12 protein-coding genes and 1 pseudogene are annotated in these 19,018 nt (G+C 61.6%); 1 reads left to right on the top strand and 12 read right to left on the bottom strand.

Annotated elements, in window-relative coordinates:
* Positions 1 to 47: 47 nt before the first annotated feature.
* From BFQ04_RS06820 to pilM, 9 genes and pseudogenes are all read right to left on the bottom strand, one after another.
* Positions 48 to 1,466 carry an FAD-dependent oxidoreductase gene (locus tag BFQ04_RS06820; RefSeq protein ID WP_065950141.1) on the bottom strand — a complete coding sequence of 473 codons (1,419 nt, stop codon included), beginning with the start codon at positions 1,464 to 1,466 and terminating at the stop codon, positions 48 to 50.
* A gap of 123 nt (positions 1,467 to 1,589) precedes the next feature.
* The gene (gene gltB, locus BFQ04_RS06815) at positions 1,590 to 6,035 is read right to left on the bottom strand and encodes a glutamate synthase large subunit (protein WP_065950140.1); all 4,446 of its coding nucleotides are present in this window, start codon (positions 6,033 to 6,035) and stop codon (positions 1,590 to 1,592) included.
* Between the two features lie 351 nt (positions 6,036 to 6,386).
* Positions 6,387 to 7,970, bottom strand: a complete 1,584-nt coding sequence (locus BFQ04_RS06810; protein WP_065950139.1) for an AAA family ATPase — start codon at positions 7,968 to 7,970, stop codon at positions 6,387 to 6,389.
* Between the two features lie 10 nt (positions 7,971 to 7,980).
* A complete protein-coding gene (gene aroB, locus BFQ04_RS06805) occupies positions 7,981 to 9,081 on the bottom strand; it encodes a 3-dehydroquinate synthase (protein ID WP_065950138.1) in 1,101 nt (366 codons plus the stop codon).
* Between the two features lie 124 nt (positions 9,082 to 9,205).
* Entirely contained in the window at positions 9,206 to 9,724 is a 519-nt protein-coding gene (gene aroK, locus BFQ04_RS06800; RefSeq protein WP_003171222.1) for a shikimate kinase AroK, read from the bottom strand.
* Between the two features lie 4 nt (positions 9,725 to 9,728).
* Positions 9,729 to 10,976: pseudogene (locus BFQ04_RS06795) on the bottom strand (type IV pilus secretin PilQ); the annotation flags it as partial.
* A 147-nt stretch (positions 10,977 to 11,123) separates the two neighbouring features.
* Positions 11,124 to 12,095, bottom strand: a complete 972-nt coding sequence (locus BFQ04_RS06790) for a pilus assembly protein PilP (protein WP_065950137.1) — start codon at positions 12,093 to 12,095, stop codon at positions 11,124 to 11,126.
* Positions 12,092 to 12,643 carry a PilN domain-containing protein gene (locus BFQ04_RS06785; protein WP_065950136.1) on the bottom strand — a complete coding sequence of 184 codons (552 nt, stop codon included), beginning with the start codon at positions 12,641 to 12,643 and terminating at the stop codon, positions 12,092 to 12,094. The genes BFQ04_RS06790 and BFQ04_RS06785 overlap by 4 nt, the downstream gene beginning before the upstream one ends.
* Positions 12,640 to 13,296, bottom strand: a complete 657-nt coding sequence (pilM, locus tag BFQ04_RS06780) for a type IV pilus assembly protein PilM (protein WP_065950135.1) — start codon at positions 13,294 to 13,296, stop codon at positions 12,640 to 12,642. Before pilM ends, BFQ04_RS06785 begins: the two co-directional genes overlap by 4 nt.
* Positions 13,297 to 13,514: 218 nt before the next feature.
* Between pilM and BFQ04_RS06775 the strand changes: the two genes are divergently transcribed.
* Positions 13,515 to 15,977, top strand: coding sequence for a penicillin-binding protein 1A (locus BFQ04_RS06775; RefSeq protein ID WP_371914489.1), 2,463 nt, complete (start codon positions 13,515 to 13,517; stop codon positions 15,975 to 15,977).
* 424 nt (positions 15,978 to 16,401) lie between these two features.
* Here BFQ04_RS06775 and BFQ04_RS06770 read toward each other — a convergent pair whose 3' ends face one another.
* From BFQ04_RS06770 to rpmE, 3 genes are all read right to left on the bottom strand, one after another.
* A complete protein-coding gene (locus BFQ04_RS06770; protein ID WP_065950133.1) occupies positions 16,402 to 17,670 on the bottom strand; it encodes a malic enzyme-like NAD(P)-binding protein in 1,269 nt (422 codons plus the stop codon).
* Positions 17,671 to 17,851: 181 nt separating this feature from the next.
* Positions 17,852 to 18,658 (bottom strand): thermonuclease family protein, encoded by an 807-nt coding sequence (locus BFQ04_RS06765; protein ID WP_065950132.1) that lies wholly within the window; start codon positions 18,656 to 18,658, stop codon positions 17,852 to 17,854.
* 14 nt (positions 18,659 to 18,672) lie between these two features.
* Positions 18,673 to 18,909, bottom strand: coding sequence for a 50S ribosomal protein L31 (rpmE, locus tag BFQ04_RS06760; protein ID WP_003237330.1), 237 nt, complete (start codon positions 18,907 to 18,909; stop codon positions 18,673 to 18,675).
* Positions 18,910 to 19,018: the final 109 nt, after the last annotated feature.

Here is a 19,018-nt window from a genome sequence, read left to right as displayed (position 1 = left end):
GCTGTCCGTCAAGAGCAAGCCCGCTTTTGTGTGTTGCTCAGCCGTGCTTAGACGCCCAGGTAATCCAGGATCCCTTCAGCGGCATTGCGCCCTTCGAAGATCGCGGTGACCACCAGGTCAGAGCCACGAACCATATCGCCACCGGCGAAGATTTTCGGGTTGCTGGTCTGGTGCTTGTACTGGCCTTGTTCCGGGGCGACGACACGACCCTGGCTGTCGGTCTGGATTTCGAACTGCTCGAACCACGGCGCCGGGCTTGGGCGGAAACCGAAAGCGATCACCACGGCGTCGGCCGCAATGATCTCTTCGGAACCCGGGATCGGCTCGGGGCTGCGACGGCCACGGGCATCCGGTTCGCCGAGACGGGTCTCGACCACCTTCACGCCTTCGACGCGGTCTTCACCGACGATCGCGATCGGCTGGCGGTTGTAGAGGAATTTCACGCCTTCTTCCTTGGCGTTCTTCACCTCTTTGCGCGAACCGGGCATGTTGGCTTCGTCACGACGGTACGCACAGGTCACCGACTTGGCGCCCTGGCGGATCGAGGTGCGATTGCAGTCCATCGCGGTGTCGCCACCGCCGAGCACCACGACCTTCTTGCCTTTCATGTCGACGAAGTCTTCCGGCGACTTTTCAAAGCCCAGGTTGCGGTTGACGTTGGCGATCAGGAAATCCAGCGCGTCGTACACGCCCGGCAGATCCTCACCGGCAAAGCCGCCCTTCATGTAGGTGTAGGTGCCCATGCCCATGAACACGGCGTCATATTCGGCGAGCAGTTGCTCCATGGTGATGTCTTTGCCGATCTCAGTGTTCAGGCGGAACTCGATGCCCATGCCGGTGAACACTTCACGACGGTGACTCAGCACGGTTTTTTCCAGCTTGAACTCGGGGATACCGAAGGTCAGCAGGCCGCCGATTTCCGGGTTCTTGTCGAACACCACCGGGGTCACGCCGCCACGTACCAGCACGTCGGCGCAACCCAGGCCCGCCGGGCCTGCGCCGATAATGGCAACACGCTTGCCGGTCGGCTTGACCTTGGACATGTCCGGGCGCCAGCCCATGGCGAACGCGGTGTCGGTGATGTACTTCTCCACCGAACCGATGGTCACCGCGCCGAAGCCGTCGTTGAGGGTGCACGCACCCTCGCACAGACGGTCCTGCGGGCACACCCTGCCGCAGACTTCCGGCAGGGTGTTGGTCTGGTGCGACAGCTCGGCGGCGGCGAGGATGTTGCCCTCGGCCACCAATTTCAGCCAGTTGGGAATGAAGTTGTGCACCGGGCACTTCCATTCGCAATACGGGTTACCGCAACCCAGGCAGCGGTGGGCCTGCTCGGCCGAGTGCTGGGGTTTGAACGGTTCGTAGATCTCCACGAACTCTTTCTTGCGTTGACGCAACAGTTTCTTCTTCGGATCTTTGCGCCCGACATCGATGAACTGGAAGTCGTTATTCAGACGTTCAGCCATGTTAAAACCTCGTACACGACAGCTGTGAGCTACAAGCTTCAAGCTGCAAGAAATCGATTGAACCGGCACACCGCGCACTGCTCCTGGCTTGCGGCTTGAAGCTTGCTACTTGCAGCAGCGTCATCATTGCGGACTCGCAAGCGTGCTGGATAGCAGGGACTTCAAACTCGCCGCCTTGGGCTTGACCAGCCAGAAACGACGCAGGTAATCATCGAGGTTTTCGGCGAGGTTACGACCCCATTCGCTGCCGGTCTCCTCAACGTACTCGTCCAGCACGTGCTGCAAGTGGTTCCGGTAGGATTCCATGGCTTCGCCGCTGATCCGCTGGATCTCGACCAACTCGTGGTTGACCTTGTCGACGAAGGTGTTGTCCTGGTCGAGCACGTAGGCGAAACCGCCGGTCATCCCCGAACCGAAGTTGTAACCGGTCTTGCCCAGTACCGCGACAAAGCCCCCGGTCATGTACTCGCAGCAGTGATCGCCGGTGCCTTCCACCACCGTGTGGGCCCCGGAGTTACGCACGGCGAAACGCTCACCGGCGGTGCCGGCGGCGAACAGCTTGCCACCGGTGGCGCCGTACAGGCAGGTGTTGCCGATGATGGCACTGTCCTGGGTCTTGTAGACGCTGCCTTCAGGCGGAACGATCACCAGCTTGCCGCCGGTCATGCCCTTGCCCACGTAGTCGTTGGCGTCGCCATCGAGATACATGTGCAGGCCGCCAGCGTTCCACACACCAAAACTCTGGCCAGCGGTGCCCTTGAAGCGGAAGGTGATCGGCGCTTTCGCCATGCCCTGGTTGCCGTGCTTGCGCGCGATTTCACCGGAGATGCGCGCGCCGATGGAACGGTCGCAGTTGCAGATGTCCAGGGCGAACTCGCCACCGCTGGCATCATTGATCGAGGAACCGGCCATCTCGACCATCTTCTCGGCCAACAGGCCCTTGTCGAACGGTGGGTTGCGGTCCACTTGGCAGAATTGTGGCTTGTCTGCGGGGATGTGATCGCTGCCCAACAGCGGCGTCAGGTCCAAATGTTGTTGCTTGGCGGTCTGGCCTTCGAGCACTTCGAGCAGGTCGGTGCGACCGATCAGCTCTTGCAGCGAACGCACGCCCAGCCTGGCCAGCCACTCACGGGTTTCTTCGGCGACGTAGGTGAAGAAATTCACCACCATGTCGACGGTGCCGATGTAGTGATCCTTGCGCAGCTTTTCGTTCTGAGTGGCCACGCCGGTCGCGCAGTTGTTCAGGTGGCAGATGCGCAGGTATTTGCAGCCCAGGGCAATCATCGGCGCAGTACCGAAGCCGAAGCTTTCGGCGCCGAGGATCGCGGCCTTGATCACGTCGAGGCCGGTTTTCAGGCCGCCGTCGGTCTGTACCCGCACTTTGCCGCGCAGGTCGTTGCCGCGCAGGGTCTGGTGGGTTTCGGCCAGGCCCAGCTCCCACGGCGCACCGGCGTACTTGATCGAGGTCAACGGCGAAGCGCCGGTGCCGCCGTCGTAGCCGGAGATGGTGATCAGGTCGGCATAGGCCTTGGCCACACCGGCCGCGATGGTGCCGACGCCGGCTTCCGCCACCAGTTTCACCGAGACCAGCGCCTGCGGGTTGACTTGCTTGAGGTCGAAAATCAGCTGCGACAGGTCTTCAATCGAGTAGATGTCGTGGTGCGGCGGTGGCGAGATCAACGTCACGCCCGGCACGGCATAACGCAGCTTGGCGATCAGACCGTTGACCTTGCCGCCTGGCAGCTGGCCGCCTTCACCGGGCTTGGCGCCCTGGGCCACCTTGATCTGCAGCACTTCGGCGTTGACCAGGTATTCCGGGGTCACACCGAACCGGCCGGTTGCCACCTGCTTGATTTTCGAGCTCTTGAGCGTGCCGTAGCGCGCCGGGTCTTCGCCGCCTTCGCCGGAGTTGGAACGCGCGCCCAGGCGGTTCATGGCTTCGGCCAGGGCTTCGTGAGCCTCAGGCGACAAGGCGCCCAGGGAAATACCAGCGGAGTCGAAGCGTTTGAGGATCGACTCCAGCGGCTCGATTTCACTGATGGCCAGCGGCGTGTCCAGGGTTTTCACCTTGAACAGGTCGCGGATCATCGACACCGGGCGGTTATCCACCAACGCGGTGTATTCCTTGAACTTGGCGTAGTCGCCCTGCTGCACGGCGGCTTGCAGGGTGCTGACCACGTCCGGGTTGTAGGCGTGGTATTCGCCACCGTGTACGAATTTGAGCAGGCCGCCTTGCTGGATCGGCTTGCGCGCGCTCCAGGCTTCAGCCGCGAGCGCTTTCTGTTCGGCTTCGATATCGACGAAACGCGCGCCCTTGATGCGGCTCGACACGCCACGGAAGCTCAACTCACAGACTTCTTCGGACAGGCCGATGGCTTCGAACAACTGAGCGCCGCGATACGAGGTCACTGTGGAAATGCCCATCTTCGACAGGATCTTCAGCAGGCCTTTGGTGATGCCCTTGCGGTAGTTCTTGAACACCTCGTAGAGGTCGCCCAGCACTTCACCGGTACGGATCAGGTCGCCCAGCACTTCGTACGCGAGGAACGGATAAACCGCCGACGCGCCGAAACCGATCAACACCGCGAAATGGTGCGGGTCGCGCGCAGTGGCGGTCTCGACGAGGATGTTGGAGTCGCAGCGCAGGCCTTTTTCGGTCAGGCGGTGATGCACAGCACCGGTGGCCAGCGAAGCGTGGATCGGCAGTTTGCCTGGCGCGATATGACGGTCGGTCAGCACGATCTGGGTACGACCGGCGCGCACGGCTTCTTCGGCCTGGTCGGCGACGTTGCGCACAGCGGCTTCAAGGCCGAGGCTCTCGTCGTAGTTCAGGTCGATGATCTGGCGGTCGAAACCTGGACGTTCCAGGGTCATCAGCGAGCGCCACTTGGCCGGGGAAACCACCGGCGAGCTGAGGATCACACGGGACGCATGCTCCGGCGACTCCTGGAAGATGTTGCGCTCGGCACCGAGGCACACTTCCAGCGACATCACGATGGCTTCGCGCAGCGGGTCGATCGGTGGGTTGGTCACCTGGGCGAACTGCTGGCGGAAGTAGTCGTATGGCGTGCGCACGCGCTGGGACAGCACGGCCATCGGCGTGTCGTCGCCCATGGAGCCGACGGCCTCATAGCCTTGCTCACCGAGCGGGCGCAGGACCTGGTCGCGCTCTTCGAACGTGACCTGGTACATCTTCATGTATTGCTTGAGCTGATCGACGTCGTAGAAAGCCGAGCCGTGGTCGTTGTCTTCCATGGTCGCCTGGATGCGCAGGGCGTTCTTGCGCAGCCATTGCTTGTACGGGTGACGCGACTTCAGGCGGTTGTCGATGGCGTCGGTGTCGAGGATCTGCCCGGTTTCGGTGTCCACGGCGAGGATCTGGCCAGGGCCGACGCGGCCTTTGGCGATGACGTCTTCAGGCTTGTAGTCCCACACGCCGATTTCCGAGGCCAGGGTGATAAAGCCGTTGGTCGTGGTGACCCAACGTGCCGGGCGCAGACCGTTACGGTCGAGCAGGCACACCGCGTAGCGGCCGTCGGTCATGACCACGCCGGCCGGGCCGTCCCACGGCTCCATGTGCATCGAGTTGTATTCGTAGAACGCCCGCAAGTCCGGGTCCATGGTCTCGACGTTCTGCCACGCAGGCGGAATGATCATGCGCACGCCACGGAACAGGTCGATGCCGCCGGTGACCATCAGTTCGAGCATGTTGTCCATGCTGGAGGAGTCCGAACCCACGCGGTTGACCAGCGGGCCGAGCTCTTCGAGGTCCATCAGATCGTTGGCGAACTTGGTGCGACGGGCCACGGCCCAGTTGCGGTTGCCGGTGATGGTGTTGATCTCGCCGTTGTGGGCAAGGAAGCGGAACGGCTGGGCCAGCGGCCATTTCGGCAGGGTGTTGGTGGAGAAGCGCTGGTGGAACACGCAGATTGCGGTCTGCAGGCGCTCATCGCTCAGGTCCGGATAGAAGGCGGTGAGGTCCGCCGGCATCATCAGGCCTTTGTAAATGATGGTCTTGTGGGAAAAGCTGCAGATGTAATGGTCGGTGTCGGCGGCGTTGAGCACCGACGAACGACGACGCGAGGTGAACAGCTTGATCGCCATGTCCTGGTCGCTCAGGCCGTCGCCTGCGATGAACACCTGTTCGATCTGCGGCAGGCGCTCGTTTGCCAGGCGGCCGAGCACGCTGGTGTCGATCGGCACTTTGCGCCAGCCGATCAGCTGCAGGCCGGCGGCTACGATCTCGCGGTTCATGTTCTCGCGAGCCGCTTGGGCTTTGACCGGGTCCTGGTTGAAAAACACCATGCCCACGGCATATTGCTTGGGCAGGTCGACGGCGAAATGCTCTTTGGCGACAGCGCGCAGGAACTGGTCGGGCTTTTGAATCAGCAAGCCGCAACCGTCACCGGTCTTGCCGTCGGCGTTGATCCCACCGCGGTGGGTCATGCAGGTCAGGGCCTCGATGGCCGTTTGCAAGAGGGTATGACTGGGCTCGCCCTGCATGTGGGCTATCAGGCCGAAACCGCAGTTATCCTTGAATTCATCGGGTTGGTACAGACCTGCTTTCATAGACACTTTCTCACCAGGCTGCCTCTTTTATCGAGGCAAATTTCTTTTCAATTCAACCGGTTACCTTCCACGCCGAACGTACGCCGGCTTAGCGGGGGCAAAAGGGAGGTCATTGTACACACCGACACAGACGCTCACAAATTTAGCGACGAAATGTCGCAAATCTATGTCGCATTTATGAAAGGTTTAAAGCGATATGCTGTGCTAGTCAAAACTTTTTTAATTCTGACCGCTACGACTCAAAAGCTACCGTGACGCAGACACCACAAAGCGCGCGGCCTGTAAGGGCAGCACGCACTTGCGGATTTTTTGAGGTGCCGGGAGGGCGGCCTGGGTAAGGCCGCCGGATCTTCAGCGAGTTGTCGCGAGTTCTTGTTGAACGCTGGCGACAGTGCGAGGCCAAGGTTTACCAGCCTGAACCTTCGCTGGCAAGGCTTTGATGGCAGAATCGGCTGCGGCGCGGCTTGGGAAGCTGCCGTAGGTGATCACGTAGAGAGGCTTGCCGTTGAGCACTTTCTTGAAATAACGATACTGGCCGCCCTGCTCCTTGACGAATGCCTGGGCGTTGGCCTCGGAGCTGGTGCCAAGGATCTGCACCACGAAGTTGCCGGTGGGCTGGCTGCTGTACCAGCTGCTGCCGGCGGCGCCGGCCTTGGCGACGGTGGCGGCAGGTTTTTCAGCAGGCTTGGCCGCTGGCGCTGGGGCAGGAGCAGGTTTGGCGACCGGCGCAGGCTTGGCCGTGGCAACCGTCGGCGCAGGAGTCGGCTTGGCAACTGGAGCGGCTGGAGCGGCTGGAGCAACCGGTGCAGCCGGCGCCGCTGGCGTGCCGGCAGGGACACCCGCAGGTGGCGCGGTGGTGGTAACGGTCGGCGGCGTGGCGCTGGAGCCTTCCACCGGCACGCCATCGTCGCCTTCGGAGATGCCACCGGCTTCCTCGGCCAACGGGCCGCGCATGACAGGTTGGCCGACCATCGGCAGGTTGGTCGGTTGGCCGGAATTGGCGAACTCGACATTTGGCGTGGGCTTGCCCAGTGGCAACTGCGCCTGTTCGGTTGGCGCGCCGGCGGTGGCCGGGGCCTTGCTGCGGCCTGGAATCAACCAGGCGGCGGCAACGGCGACCACGACAACGGCGGAAATAGCCAATACGTGCTTCTTAGGCATAGTGAACCCCATCTTTGGACGCTTGACCGCAGAGCGGCTGGCAATCATGGCTTCGATCATTGCATCGCGGGCAACCTGATTGATATTGCCAGGCCAGCCATCGGAGCTTTCGTGAATATCAGAGATCTGCGCAGCGGAGAAAAGTTCGATACCGGCCCCTGCACCTTCGAGGCGCTGAGCCAGGTATTCGCGGGTCTCTTCTTCTTCGTACGGCTGCAATTCGATGACGTGAAACAGCTCCTGATCACCGCTGATCTGTTCCAGATCGGCGATCAGCGACGACTCACCGAACAGGAACACATGGGGACGACCTTCCGGCGTACCCGCCGCCAGCGCCAGCAACGCTTCCAGGGCGGACTCGTCGAGTTGCTCGGCGTCATCCACCAGCAGATAGACTTCCTGGCCGGTCAGGCCCAGTTGCACCACCTGCTTGAGGATCGCGTTCGGCTCAGCGTTGGCTACGTCCAACGCCTGCGCCACCTGGCGCAACACGCCGGCCGCATCACCGGCGCCACGGGCCGAGACGACGACGCTCTGCACCGATTGCTTGTTGGTGCTGGCGACCAGCGCCTGGCGCAGCAACGTCTTGCCGCTGCCCAACGGCCCCGTGACCACCAGCAGCAACTGGCTGTAGCGCGCGAGGTGGTGCAATTGCCCCAGTACCGGCTTGCGCTGGGCGGGGAAGAATTTGAAACCAGGCACCCGTGGAGCGAAAGGGTCGTGGCTCAAGTGATAATGGCCGAGGAACGCCTCGTCGGCATGCAAACTAGTCATCGGGATCTTATTAACCTTTAAGCTGGGCCAGGGCGCGGTAATCCGCTCCCAGCGTGGCCTGTAAAATCTCTTTCGGATAATCGTCGGTCACCACCGCTTCGCCCATGTGGCGCAACAGCACCAGCCGCAGCCGACCGTCGATCACTTTCTTGTCTATTGCCATGTGCTCCAGGAAATCCGCCTCGGTCATTTCAGGCGGCGGAATCACCGGCAAACCGGCGCGCTGGAACAGACGGATCCCGCGATCACGCTCTTGGGCGCTGATCCAGCCCAGGCGCTGCGACATCTCCAATGCCATCACGGTGCCAGCCGCCACGGCTTCCCCATGCAGCCACACACCATAGCCCATGTGGGTTTCGATCGCATGGCCGAAGGTATGGCCCAGGTTCAGGGTAGCCCGTACCCCGGATTCCCGTTCGTCGGCATTCACCACCAGCGCCTTGGCCGCGCAGGAGCGGGAAATTGCCTCGGTGAGTGCCACCTGGTCGAGGGCGCGCAGGGCGTCCATGTGTGCTTCCAGCCAGGTCAGGAAGGGCTCGTCGCAGATCAGCCCGTACTTGATGACTTCCGCCAGCCCCGCCGACAGCTCGCGCGGTGGCAGGGTGTTGAGGGTCGCAGTGTCGATCAGCACGGCCTGCGGCTGATAGAACGCGCCGACCATGTTCTTGCCCAGCGGATGGTTGATGCCGGTCTTGCCGCCCACCGACGAATCAACCTGGGACAGCAGCGTGGTCGGCACCTGGATAAAGTCCACGCCACGCTGGTAGCAGGCGGCCGCGAAGCCAGCCATGTCGCCGATCACACCGCCGCCCAGGGCGACCACGGTGGTGCGGCGGTCATGCCGTGCGCTCAGCAGGCCATCGAAGATCAACTGCAGGGTTTCCCAGTTCTTGTGGGCTTCACCGTCGGGCAGGATCACGGAGATCACCGAGTACGCCGCCAGGCTGCGGCTCAGACGCTCCAGATACAGCGGCGCCACCGTTTCGTTGGAGATGATCGCCACTTGCCGACCGGCAATATGCGGTGCGAGCAGCTCGGGCAGGTCCAACAGACCTTCGCCAATATGGATCGGGTAGCTGCGCTCGCCTAGATCGACCTTAAGTGTCTGCATGTGTCCCCGCGTTGAAGATATTTTGACAACCGGTAACGCCTGGATAGGCGTTGCCTGATGGCTCTGCGCCATACCCCGCGAGGTCATGACGCGCCGCCGAGAATAGCGCATTTGCGGCCAGGCTTTAACGGGGTGGTAGCCGTTGCAGGCGTTCAAGAATGTCGAGCACCACCATTCGGGGCGGCCGTTCATCGGTTTCCACCACCAGGTCGGCGATCTCCCGATACAGCGGATCGCGCAGCGCAAGCAGGTCCCGCAGGGTCTTTTCCGGGTTGGCCGTGCGCAATAATGGGCGATTGCGATCACGGGCGGTGCGGCCCACCTGCTGCTCGACCGAGGCATGCAGGTACACCACCCGGCCACCGGCATGCAGGGCGCGGCGATTCTCATCACGCATCACTGCGCCTCCGCCGGTGGCCAATACCACGCCATCGCAGCCGCACAGCTCGGCAATCATTGCCTGCTCGCGGTCGCGAAAGCCCAGTTCGCCTTCCTTATCGAAGATCCATGGGATATTGGCACCCGTGCGCAATTCAATCTCCTTATCGGAATCTTTGAACGGCAGGCGCAGCTCTTTGGCCAGCAAACGGCCGATGGTGCTTTTTCCAGCCCCCATCGGCCCTACAAGAATCAAATTTCGCACAGAATCAACGACTCACAGCAATCGCCTGGTTATTCATGATACGCGGAGTCAGGAATACCAGCAGCTCGGATTTTTTCTCCGCCCGCACATCGCGCCGGAAAAGGCGGCCAAGATACGGCACATCGCCCAAAAATGGCACTTTATCTAGCACTTTGCTCTGGGTATTGGAGAAAACCCCGCCGATGACAATGGTCTCGCCATCCTTGACCAGGACCTTGGCATTGACCTCGTTTTTCTTGATCGGCGGCACGTCGTTGAGTTTGTTCAAATAGTCGGGTTCGTCCTTGGTGACTTTGACCTCCATGATCACATAATCGTCGGGGGTGATCTGCGGCGTGACCTCCAACGACAGCGAAGCCTCCTTGAACGACACCGAGGTGGCGCCCCGGGACGTGGATTCCTGATAGGGAATCTCGGTGCCCTTGAGGATGCGCGCGGTTTCCTTGTCCGAGGTGACCACCTTGGGCTGTGAGACGATTTCGCCGTTGCCGGACTTTTCCATGGCGGTCAGCTCAAGGTCCAGCAGCAGGTTGTCGGTGATAAAGGCCAGCCCCAGGCCCGAGGTGCCGGTCAGCGAACCCAGGTCCACAAAGGGTGAACTGGGTGGATCCTGCGGTGGCTGCGCGTCATCCGCCACAGGCCTGGCAATACCGCCGGCGCCCCAATTGCCGCGATTGAGCCGCCCGCCCCAGCGCACCCCCAGGCTTTTGTCGTAATCGACATTGGCCTCGACAATGCGCGCCTCGATCATCACCTGGCGCACCGGGACGTCCAACTGCGCCACGATCCGCCGCAGCTCTTCCAGCCGCTCTGCGGTCTGGTAGACGATGATGTTGTTGGTGCGGTCGTCCACCGCCACCGAGCCGCGCTCGTCGGTCGTGCCCTCAAAGCCGCTCACTGACTGGAACAGCTTGGCCAGGTCCGCCGCCTTGGCATAATTGACCTGCAGCAATTCCCGGCGCAACGGCGCCAGCTCGGCCATCTGCTTGCGCGCCTCCAGCGTCAGCAGTTCGCGTGCGGCCAATTCGTCGGCGGGGGCCACCAGCAAGACCCCGGCCTTCACCCGCTTGTCCAACCCCTTGGCTTGCAACACCAGGTCCAGCGCCTGGTCCCAGGGCACGTCCTTGAGTCGCAGGGTGATCGAACCCTGTACCTCGTCACCGGCCACCAGGTTGAGGCCGGCGACATCGGCGATTTGCTGCAATGCCGCGCGCAAATCGATGTTCTGGAAATTAAGGTTCAGTGTGTCGCCCGTATAGCCGGCCGATGACGCGCTTTCGGGCGCAGGCAGGTGGATAAGGTCGACGCGATTGGGTACAGCAGCAGCCAGCGGCACCGTGAACGCTATCCATAGCGCCACGCCGAAGGGCGAGAAAATCCTTTTCATTGGTTGATTCCGTTATGAGTTGACGTCCAGCACCAGCGTTCGCGAGCGTTCCAGCCAAAGGCCCCGTTCATCGGGAAAGCGCTCGACCAGTTCCACATGGCCGTCCTGGATGGACGTGACCTGACCATGATCCGGCCCGAGGTAGTCGCCGACCGCCAGCCGATGCACCGTTGATCCGGCACGCAGCAATGCGAAGGCTTGCCCGCCGCCCGACAGCGTACCGACCATGGCGAACTGGTCGATTGCGATGCCCTCCAGCAGCCCGCGGGGCCGCGTGAGATCCGGAGCAGGGGCGGGCCGCCCAGGCGGGTGATGCGGTTGCAGGGCCGTGAGTTGAAACGGGTCGCGCAGGGATGCCGAGTCATAAACAAAGCGCGGGGCCGGGACGACCGCCCGTAATGCGTTGCCCCCTTGAACGGCACCTCGATAGGCCTTGATCAGCAGTTCCAGACGCAACAAAGCCCCTTGCGACCGCAACGCCAGGTCATGCACCGTGACAACGCGCTGCAAGCCACCCAGGGCGCTGACGAACGCCGCCAGGTCGTGATAAGCCCCTGTAAGGCCAACCTTCAAGGGCTGTTCGACATGGAACGGCTGCGACGCTTCATCCAACACCGCAACGCTTTCGACCCACACGCCCTTGGCAATCGCCAGCCGAGCGATGTCTTCAAGCAAGGCCGGCACTGCGGCGTCACCGGACAGTTGCCGTTGGAGGTCCGCGACGGTGTCTTCCATCGTCCTGACGTGCTCGGTGGACGCCTCAAGGTCTGCGGCCACACCGGCTTGCTCTTCAAGCTGCTCGCGCAGCACCTGTTCCCGCGCCTCTAACCCGTGCAATCGCTCTCGCGAAGCGCCCAGGTATGACACCTCGGCTATCAACAGCACCAGGCCGCCCAGCGTGCAGCCAAGCAGAACCTTTCCAGGCCAGGGCCATTTTGCAGCGTTGTAGGTGAGTGCGGAAAAGTCGAGCCCGGGCAGGCTCATGGTTGCGCCTCGATGGTTTCCCCCTGGCGCACCATCAACTGAAACTGATGAGCGCCGCGCTCACCTTCTGCCTGAACACGCTCGAGCCGCGCGGAATGGCCGCCTTGCGACGCCTCCAACCGACGCATCAACTGGGCGATGTCCTGGTTGCTGTCTGCACTGCCGCGGATGCTGACGGTATCGCCATTGGCTACCACCTCATGCAGGTGAACGCCATCGGGCATCGTGCGCGCCAACTGATCGAACAGCCGAGCGCCGGAAGAGCGAGCGTCGTGCAGGTCCTGCATCACCTTCATGCGCTGCGCCAATTGCTGGCTTCGTTCCTGCAGGTCGTCGATGGTCTTGATCCGCGAGTCATGCACGGCGACATTGCCGTCCAGGCGGACGTTGCGGGTTACCTGCCGGTCTATCGCCTGGTCGATCACTTGGTCGGCCAGCCACACCGCCGCGAGCGCCAGGCAGGCAAACGCCAGGAGAAGTACCAGCAAATACTTGCGGCGCCGTTCTGCCAGCAGCTGGCGCCAAGGCAAAAGATTGATTCGTGTCATCCAGCGAAACTCCTCAGGGCCAACCCGCAAGCCACTCCCATCCCGTGGGCATCGGCGGCCCATTGTGCGCCATCGACTCGATGACCCGGCGTGAAGCTGGCAAAATCCTGACGGCAAGCGCGCTCCAATGCAAATGCTTCGACATCCACCACCCGCGTCACCAGCCCGGCCAGGCCCAGGACCGCCTCGCGCGCCTCGACCTGTTCGCGCAGACATGCGGCCAACAATACCTCGACCCGCCCCGCTCCCTGGGACGACGGGCCGCGTACCTGAAAATCGATGGCGACTTCATCCAGAGGATAAGGAATGTACTGGTCGGCCTCCATGTGTATCTGCCAGGCCCTTTGTTCGTCATTGAGGCCTGCGTCCATTTCGATCACCCGCGTAATCACCGACGAGCCCGACACAGCCACGGCTGCGTGCCTGGCGCGGCTGTGCAGCCGCGATAATGCCTGATGCAGCGCCCGCCCTGCGCCTTCGAGGTCGAGCACGGTGCCATCGACCACCGCATGCGCCGGCAATCCCTGTGTCACATACCCTTGAATGCTGAAACCCTGCGCCGAACGGCCCAGCTCGATCAGCTTGATACCTCGGTCATTGATGTCAACGCCGAGAACGCTGTGGTGTTTTCGCCTGAAAAATCCCTTTCCCATAAAACTCCCTAAAGCTTTGCCTGTCTTACCGCCTGATTGCCTCCGGGCAGTGCATTCGGTCGACTTGTTTGAGCCGTACGAATGACGCCCGGAGGCGAAAATGCTTTAATGCCCAGCGTTTTTTCCCGCTTTTTATCTGCTGCCCGGGTCGATCCATCGTTCGCCATGCATGCCCCGACGCGTAACTCTTTCTTTTCTCTGGAAATCCAAAAGCCTTGATTCGTCTGCTGAAGTTTTTCGGGTACTCCATTGTCGCGATCGTCTGCGGGCTGCTGCTCGTACTCAGCGGGGCCTACCTCTACCTTAGTCCGGGTTTGCCGTCGGTAGAGGCCCTCAGAAGTATCCAGTTGCAGATTCCTTTGCGGGTTTACAGCAGCGATGAAAAACTGATCGCGGAGTTCGGCGAAATGCGCCGTACACCGATCCGTTTCGCCGACATTCCGCCCAATTTCATCAACGCGTTACTTTCGGCTGAAGACGATAATTTCGCCAATCACTACGGCGTCGACCCCAGCAGCCTGGTACGTGCAGCCACGCAACTGGTAAAAAGCGGACACATTCAATCCGGCGGCAGCACCATCACCATGCAGGTGGCGAAGAACTTCTTCCTCACCAGCGAGCGCAGTTTTTCGCGCAAAGCCACCGAGATCCTGCTGGCGCTGCAGATCGAGCGCCAGTTGACCAAGGACGAAATCCTCGAGCTGTACGTCAACAAGATTTACCTGGGCAACCGTGCCTACGGCATCGAAGCGGCGTCCCAGGTGTACTACGGCAAGTCGATTCGTGATGCCAGCCTTGCGCAAATGGCGATGATTGCCGGCCTGCCCAAGGCGCCGTCGCGCTTCAACCCGTTGGCCAACCCGGCGCGCAGCAAGGAGCGTCGCGACTGGATCCTGGGGCGCATGTACAAGCTCGGAAAGATCGACCAGACGGCGTACGAAAGTGCCGTGGCCGAACCGTTGAACGCCAGCTATCACGTGCCGACGCCGGAAGTGAATGCGCCCTATATCGCCGAAATGGCCCGTGCGGAAATGGTTGGCCGGTATGGCAGCGAGGCCTACACCGAAGGTTTCCGCGTGACTACCACCGTTCCAAGCAACTTGCAGGAAATTGCCAATCATTCGCTGCACGATGGCCTGATCACCTATGACCAGCGCCACGGTTATCGCGGCCCTGAATCGCGCCTGCCGGGCAAGACCCTGAGCGCCTGGACCACCGAGCTGGGCAAACAACGCTCGATCAGCGGCCTTGAGCCGGCCATCGTCACCCAGGTCAAGAAAGATGGCGTGCAAGTACTGACCCGCACCGGCGAAGCGCATGTGGCGTGGGACAGCATGAAATGGGCCCGTCCATTCCTCAATACCAACAGCATGGGCCCGATGCCCAAGCAGCCGTCCGATGTGGCACAGGTGGGTGATTTGATCCGCGTGCAACGCCAGGCGGATGACAGCCTGAAATTCAGCCAGGTACCGGTCGCCCAGGGCGCCCTGGTGTCCCTCGACCCGCAAAATGGTGCGATCCGCGCCCTGGTTGGCGGCTTCGCCTTCGAGCAGAGCAACTACAACCGCGCCACCCAGGCCAAGCGCCAGCCGGGCTCGAGCTTCAAGCCGTTCGTCTACAGTGCTGCACTGGATAACGGCTATACCGCGGCCAGCCTGGTCAACGATGCACCGATCGTGTTCGTCGATGAGTACCTGGACAAGGTCTGGCGTCCGAAGAACGACACCAACACCTTCCTCGGCCCGATCCGCATTCGCGAGGCGCTGTACAAGTCGCGCAACCTGGTGTCGATCCGCCTGCTGCAGGCGATGGGCGTGGGCAAGACCATCGACTACATGACCCGGTTTGGCTTCGCCAAGTCTGACCTGCCGCCGAACCTGTCCCTGGCCCTGGGCACCGCAACCCTCACGCCGATGGAAATTGCCACCGGCTGGAGCACCTTTGCCAACGGCGGCTACAAGATCTCGCCGTACCTGATCGACAAGATCGAAAGCCGCAATGGCGACACACTGTTCACCGCCAACCCGCCACGGGTACCCGGCGATGTGGTCAATGGCGTGGCGGCAACCGATGGTCTCGCCGCGCCGAGCAACGGCGGCATCACCATTGAGCCGACGCCCGGTACGACGCCTGCCGCAAACGCTCAAGCTCCGGGCGAGCCACAGGCACCGGCGGTGGCTGAACGCATCGTGGATGGCCGCACCACCTATATCCTCAACAGCATCCTGCAAGACGTGATCAAGAAGGGTACCGGTCGGCGTGCATTGGCCCTGGGCCGTGCGGACATCGCGGGCAAGACCGGTACCACCAACGAATCCAAGGATGCCTGGTTCTCCGGCTACAACGGTGACTACGTGACCACGGTATGGACTGGTTACGACCAGCCGGAAAGCCTGGGTCGTCGCGAATTCGGCGGGACCGTGGCGCTGCCGATCTGGATGAGTTACATGGGCGCGGCATTGAAGGACAAGCCGCTGCACACCCAGCCGGAACCGGAAGGCATCCTCAGTCTGCGCATCGACCCGGTCAGTGGCCGCGCGGCCTCGCCAAGCACGCCGAACGCCTACTTCGAACTGTTCAAGAGCGAAGACACGCCGCCGTCGGTCAACGAGCTGGGCAACGGAGCTGTACCGGGCAGCCCGCTGCCGGCGGACGAAGGCGCGCCGATCGATTTGTTCTGACCCGTTCTTGGGCACAACACAGTTCCAATGTGGGAGGGGGCTTGCCCCCGATTGTGGACTTTCAGCCAGTGAATCTGGTGGCTGATACACCGCCATCGGGGGCAAGCCCCCTGCCACATTCAGATGTCCACAAGGCTCAACTAAAACGCCAGGCACAACACTTTTGAGCGGATAGTTCTTCGGATGATGAAGACGTGCCGATCCATCTCTTCCAACCCAATCCTGGGCGCAACACCGCTTCAATGTGGGAGGGGGCTTGCCCCCGATTGCTGGCTGACAGGCAATGAATCTGGTGGCTGATACACCGCCATCGCGGGCAAGCCCCCTTCCACATTTGGGCCTTCGCCAACCTCGAGATTATTGCCACCCACAAAAAGCCCCGACTCGCGAGAGCCGGGGCTTTTTGTGGGTGCGCTACAACAGCTTAGCCGTTGAACACATCATCCACGCTTTGCAGCGGGTAGTTCTTCGGATACGGCAGGGTTGCCACGCCGGTCTCGATTGCAGCCTTGGCCACGGCATCGGAGATCAGGGTGATCAGGCGCTTGTCCATAGGTTTCGGGATGATGTACTCACGACCGAATTCCAGCTTGGCGCCACCGTAGGCGTCGCAGACATCCTGCGGCACCGGCAGCTTGGCCAGTTCACGCAGGGCGTTGGCGGCCGCTACTTTCATTTCTTCGTTGATGCGCTTGGCGCGAACGTCCAGGGCACCGCGGAAGATGAAGGGGAAACCCAGCACGTTGTTGACCTGGTTCGGGTAGTCCGAACGGCCGGTGGCCATGATCACGTCGCTGCGGGTGGCGTGCGCCAGCTCAGGCGAGATTTCCGGGTCCGGGTTGGAGCAGGCGAACACGATAGGGTTCGGCGCCATCGACTTCAGGCCTTCGGCGCTCAGCAGGTTCGGGCCGGACAGGCCGACGAACACGTCAGCACCGTCGAGGGCGTCAGCCAGGGTGCGCTTGGAGGACGGGTGGGCGAACATCGCCTTGTACTGGTTCAGGTCGGTACGCTCGGACTGGATTACGCCCTTGCTGTCGACCATGTAGATGTTTTCCAGCCTGGCGCCCATGCTGATGATCAGCTTCATGCAGGAAATGGCCGCAGCGCCGGCGCCCAGGCAGACGATCTTCGCCTCGCCCAGGGTTTTGCCGGCGATTTCCAGGGCGTTGATCATGCCGGCCGCGGTAACAATCGCGGTGCCGTGCTGGTCATCGTGGAATACCGGGATGTCACACTGTTCGATCAGGGCCTTTTCGATCTCGAAGCACTCGGGTGCCTTGATGTCTTCCAGGTTGATGCCACCGAAGGTGATGGAAATGCGTTTGACGGTGTCGATGAAAGCCTGCGGGCTTTCGGAGTCGACTTCGATGTCGAAAACGTCGATGCCAGCAAAGCGCTTGAACAGCACGCCCTTGCCTTCCATGACCGGCTTGGACGCCAATGGGCCGAGGTTACCCAGGCCCAGGATCGCGGTGCCATCAGAAATCACTGCAACCAGGTTGCCCTTGCCGGTGTACTTGTACGCCAGCTCGGGGTCGCGGGCGATTTCACGTACGGGCTCGGCAACGCCAGGGCTGTAGGCCAGCGACAGGTCACGGGCGGTGGCAGTGGCTTTGGTGAGCTCTACACTCAGCTTTCCTGGACGAGGATTGGCATGATATTCGAGAGCGGCAGTTTTCAAATCAGACATATCGGCATTCCGCTTTTACTGTTGGTCGACGGACCGCCGAGGATACGCGTGTCGCAAAGCCCCTACAAGACTGGTCAGTCACAGGTGTCAAGGCCCTGCGGCGGCGTACTTTAGTCTAAAGCCACGGGATACAAGGGCTTGACTGTTCACAATCGCATTAAAAAATGTCTACAATTTTTTATTATGGCGTCGATCCGAGCATGCTCGGATCGGTGAGCGGCAACAGCCAACGTGCCTGAGGTTTTTTCAACCCGCCGCGCCTGGAGCGGTCCTGCACCCAGCCACGCGCCTCGATTGTCTTGCCTTGCAGACCATTGAGCATGGCAGCATCGAATAGACGGACCCGATCGGGTGCAATGCGTAATACCAGTGAGCCCGGCAACTCAATCCAGACTCCACCGCGATTGCGTTCGACCTTGCTGACCCGTCCGCTGACCAGGGCGAAACCGGACCGCTTGAGTTGCGTCACGCTTTGTACCGGCGATTGCCGCCAGAGCCCCAACCGCGCGTTACGCGCACTGTTTTCAGCAGCCTGCTGACAGGCGACCAGCTCGACATTGGGCGCGACGCCCACCTGAAACCCCAGGCCCTCAGCCAGCAACTGTGCCTCAAGGTTGTTACCGTCAGCGCCATACAGGTGGGCAAGAGTTCGCCCGTAGCGATCTTTACCCTCGCGCCCCGGCACCAGCCCGAGATGCCCGTCACTGGCATTGACCAAAGCCTGCAAACGCTGGTGGGCGGCAACCGCAAACGGCTCGCCGGAGCGACCCTTCTTACCGGTCTCCGGCGCGTTGATACCGATCATCCGAACGCTGCGGCCATCCTTGAGGCGCACAGTGTCGCCATCCACTACGCGCTGCACGTGCACAGGGGCCACCGAAGCTGGCGCGGGGCAGAACACCTGGGCCTGGGCGGCAGAAAGCCAAATCCCAGGCACAAAAAAGGCGCCCGCAAGGGACGCCTTTTTCAACAGCTGGCAAAAGCCCATAAGGCTTTTGAGCCTTACTCTGCCGGAGTAGCAGCAGCAGGCTTCTTGCCGAAAGCACCAAAGCGATCTGCGAAGCGCTGTACACGGCCGCCGGTGTCCAGAGTCTTCTGCTTACCGGTGTAGAACGGGTGGCACTCGTTGCATACGTCAGTACCCAGTGGCTTGCACAGGTTCGAACGGGTTTCGAACTTGTTGCCGCAGCTGCAGGTGACTTCGATGGTTTCGTACGCTGGATGGATATCGGCTTTCATGGCACTTCCTCGGGCTAGCGTGCCGCCACTCGACACTATTGTCGAATACCGCACGTAATTAGGCCGCGAATTCTAACAGACCTTTTCAATCACGCAAGCCGCACATCCG

This window comes from Pseudomonas sp. 37 R 15 (assembly GCF_900004865.1).
Classification (GTDB): domain Bacteria; phylum Pseudomonadota; class Gammaproteobacteria; order Pseudomonadales; family Pseudomonadaceae; genus Aquipseudomonas; species Aquipseudomonas fluorescens_AM.
Note: the sequence above shows the minus strand (reverse complement) of the source record. Positions and strands in the feature narration are given on the sequence as shown.

Excerpts from the sequence above, each read along its gene's own strand:
- BFQ04_RS06765 (WP_065950132.1), bottom strand. The coding sequence starts at position 18,658 with ATGGGCTTTTGCCAGCTGTTGAAAAAGGCGTCCCTTGCGGGCGCCTTT.
- BFQ04_RS06820 (WP_065950141.1), bottom strand. The coding sequence starts at position 1,466 with ATGGCTGAACGTCTGAATAACGACTTCCAGTTCATCGATGTCGGGCGC.
- rpmE (WP_003237330.1), bottom strand. The coding sequence starts at position 18,909 with ATGAAAGCCGATATCCATCCAGCGTACGAAACCATCGAAGTCACCTGC.
- aroB (WP_065950138.1), bottom strand. The coding sequence starts at position 9,081 with ATGCAGACACTTAAGGTCGATCTAGGCGAGCGCAGCTACCCGATCCAT.
- BFQ04_RS06790 (WP_065950137.1), bottom strand. The coding sequence starts at position 12,095 with ATGAGCCTGCCCGGGCTCGACTTTTCCGCACTCACCTACAACGCTGCA.
- BFQ04_RS06785 (WP_065950136.1), bottom strand. The coding sequence starts at position 12,643 with ATGACACGAATCAATCTTTTGCCTTGGCGCCAGCTGCTGGCAGAACGG.
- BFQ04_RS06810 (WP_065950139.1), bottom strand. The coding sequence starts at position 7,970 with ATGACTAGTTTGCATGCCGACGAGGCGTTCCTCGGCCATTATCACTTG.
- gltB (WP_065950140.1), bottom strand. The coding sequence starts at position 6,035 with ATGAAAGCAGGTCTGTACCAACCCGATGAATTCAAGGATAACTGCGGT.
- BFQ04_RS06770 (WP_065950133.1), bottom strand. The coding sequence starts at position 17,670 with ATGTCTGATTTGAAAACTGCCGCTCTCGAATATCATGCCAATCCTCGT.
- pilM (WP_065950135.1), bottom strand. The coding sequence starts at position 13,296 with ATGGGAAAGGGATTTTTCAGGCGAAAACACCACAGCGTTCTCGGCGTT.